Genomic DNA, 3,036 nt, shown 5'->3' on the forward strand with positions numbered 1-3,036 from the left:
AAACCCTTTTGGGTTGTATGGTTAAGCCTCACGAGTCATTAGTACAGGTTAGCTCAACGCCTCACAACGCTTACACACCCTGCCTATCAACGTCCTAGTCTCGGACGGCTCTTTAGAGACCTTAAAGGTCTAGGGATGACTCATCTTAGGGCTCGCTTCCCGCTTAGATGCTTTCAGCGGTTATCGATTCCGAACGTAGCTACCGGGCAATGCCATTGGCATGACAACCCGAACACCAGCGGTTCGTCCACTCCGGTCCTCTCGTACTAGGAGCAGCTCCCTTCAATCATCCAACGCCCACGGCAGATAGGGACCGAACTGTCTCACGACGTTCTGAACCCAGCTCGCGTACCACTTTAAATGGCGAACAGCCATACCCTTGGGACCGACTTCAGCCCCAGGATGTGATGAGCCGACATCGAGGTGCCAAACACCGCCGTCGATATGAACTCTTGGGCGGTATCAGCCTGTTATCCCCGGAGTACCTTTTATCCGTTGAGCGATGGCCCTTCCATTCAGAACCACCGGATCACTATGACCTGCTTTCGCACCTGCTCGACGTGTATGTCTCGCAGTTAAGCTGGCTTATGCCATTGCACTAACCGTACGATGTCCGACCGTACTTAGCCAACCTTCGTGCTCCTCCGTTACTCTTTGGGAGGAGACCGCCCCAGTCAAACTACCCACCAGGCACTGTCCTCAACCCCGATTCAGGGGCCAGAGTTAGAACATCAACACTACAAGGGTGGTATTTCAAGGATGACTCCACGAGAACTGGCGTTCCCGCTTCAAAGTCTCCCACCTATCCTACACATGTAGGGTCAATGTTCAGTGCCAAGCTATAGTAAAGGTTCACGGGGTCTTTCCGTCTAGCCGCGGGTATACGGCATCTTCACCGCAATTTCAACTTCACTGAGTCTCGGCTGGAGACAGCGTGGCCATCATTACGCCATTCGTGCAGGTCGGAACTTACCCGACAAGGAATTTCGCTACCTTAGGACCGTTATAGTTACGGCCGCCGTTTACCGGGGCTTCGATCATGAGCTTCTCCGAAGATAACCCAATCAATTAACCTTCCGGCACCGGGCAGGCGTCACACCGTATACGTCATCTTGCGATTTTGCACAGTGCTGTGTTTTTGATAAACAGTTGCAGCCACCTGGTATCTGCGACTCCCGTCAGCTTAGAGAGCAAGTCTCATCACCAACAGGAGCGTACCTTCTCCCGAAGTTACGGTACCATTTTGCCTAGTTCCTTCAGCCGAGTTCTCTCAAGCGCCTTGGTATTCTCTACCCGACCACCTGTGTCGGTTTGGGGTACGATTCCTACTAACCTGAAGCTTAGAAGATTTTCCTGGAAGCATGGCATCAACTACTTCATCACCGTAGTGACTCGTCATCAACTCTCAGTATTAGGTGCCCGGATTTGCCTAAGCACCCTACCTACAGCCTTAAACGCGGACAACCAACGCCGCGCTAGCCTAGCCTTCTCCGTCTCTCCATCGCAGTTAGCAGAAGTACGGGAATATTAACCCGTTTCCCATCGACTACGCCTTTCGGCCTCGCCTTAGGGGTCGACTCACCCTGCCCCGATTAACGTTGGACAGGAACCCTTGGTCTTTCGGCGAGGAGGTTTTTCACCCCCTTTATCGTTACTCATGTCAGCATTCGCACTTCTGATACCTCCAGCGTGGGTTACCCCTTCACCTTCAACGGCTTACAGAACGCTCCTCTACCGCACTAGCGCAAGCGCTAGTACCCATAGCTTCGGTGTATTGCTTAGCCCCGTTATATCTTCCGCGCAGGCCGACTCGACTAGTGAGCTATTACGCTTTCTTTAAATGATGGCTGCTTCTAAGCCAACATCCTAGCTGTCTAAGCCTTCCCACATCGTTTCCCACTTAGCAATAACTTTGGGACCTTAGCTGATGGTCTGGGTTGTTTCCCTTTTCACGACGGACGTTAGCACCCGCCGTGTGTCTCCCGAGTAGTACTCATTGGTATTCGGAGTTTGCAAAGGGTTGGTAAGTCGGGATGACCCCCTAGCCTTAACAGTGCTCTACCCCCAATGGTATTCGCTCGAGGCGCTACCTAAATAGCTTTCGAGGAGAACCAGATATCTCCCGGTTTGATTGGCCTTTCACCCCCAGCCACAAGTCATCACCGCATTTTTCAACATACGTGTGTTCGGTCCTCCAGTTGATGTTACTCAACCTTCAACCTGCCCATGGCTAGATCACCGGGTTTCGGGTCTACACCTTGCAACTAAACGCGCAGTTAACACTCGGTTTCCCTACGGCTCCGCTATTCGCTTAACCTCGCTACAAAATGTAAGTCGCTGACCCATTATACAAAAGGTACGCAGTCACGGTCTCAAGAACCGCTCCCACTGCTTGTACGTATACGGTTTCAGGTTCTATTTCACTCCCCTCACAGGGGTTCTTTTCGCCTTTCCCTCACGGTACTGGTTCACTATCGGTCAGTCAGGAGTATTTAGCCTTGGAGGATGGTCCCCCCATATTCGAACAAGATATCACGTGTCCCGTCCTACTCGTTTTCACCTAAAGTTAGTTTTCATGTACGGGGCTATCACCCTGTATCGCTGTGCTTTCCAACACATTCCACTAACACCCTCTAGGCTTAAGGGCTAATCCCCGTTCGCTCGCCGCTACTAGGGGAATCTCGGTTGATTTCTTTTCCTAAGGGTACTTAGATGTTTCAGTTCCCCTCGTTCGCCTCATTAAGCTATGTATTCACTTAATGATGACAGCTTATGCTGCCGGGTTTCCCCATTCGGACATCGTTAGCTCAAATGCTTGTTACTAGCTCGCCAACGCTTTTCGCAAGTTACTACGTCCTTCATCGCCTCTGACTGCCAAGGCATCCACCGTATACGCTTAGTCACTTAACCATACAACCCAAATGAGTTTCATCTGAGCTGCATCGCAACTAATGGTTTCAACTTTCGCCAAAAGAATACTCAAGTCACTTGATTAAAGTGTGTTTTGAGAACTCAATTATTTTCGCAATAACCTTT

General features: G+C 50.8%; 1 rRNA gene. It reads right to left on the bottom strand.

Features of this window, described 5'->3' with window-relative positions:
* Nucleotides 1–17 precede the first annotated feature (17 nt).
* A 23S ribosomal RNA gene (locus DB48_RS00110) occupies nucleotides 18–2,910 on the bottom strand.
* Nucleotides 2,911–3,036: the final 126 nt, after the last annotated feature.

This window comes from Shewanella sp. cp20 (assembly GCF_000832025.1).
In the GTDB taxonomy this organism is placed as follows: Bacteria; Pseudomonadota; Gammaproteobacteria; order Enterobacterales; family Shewanellaceae; genus Shewanella.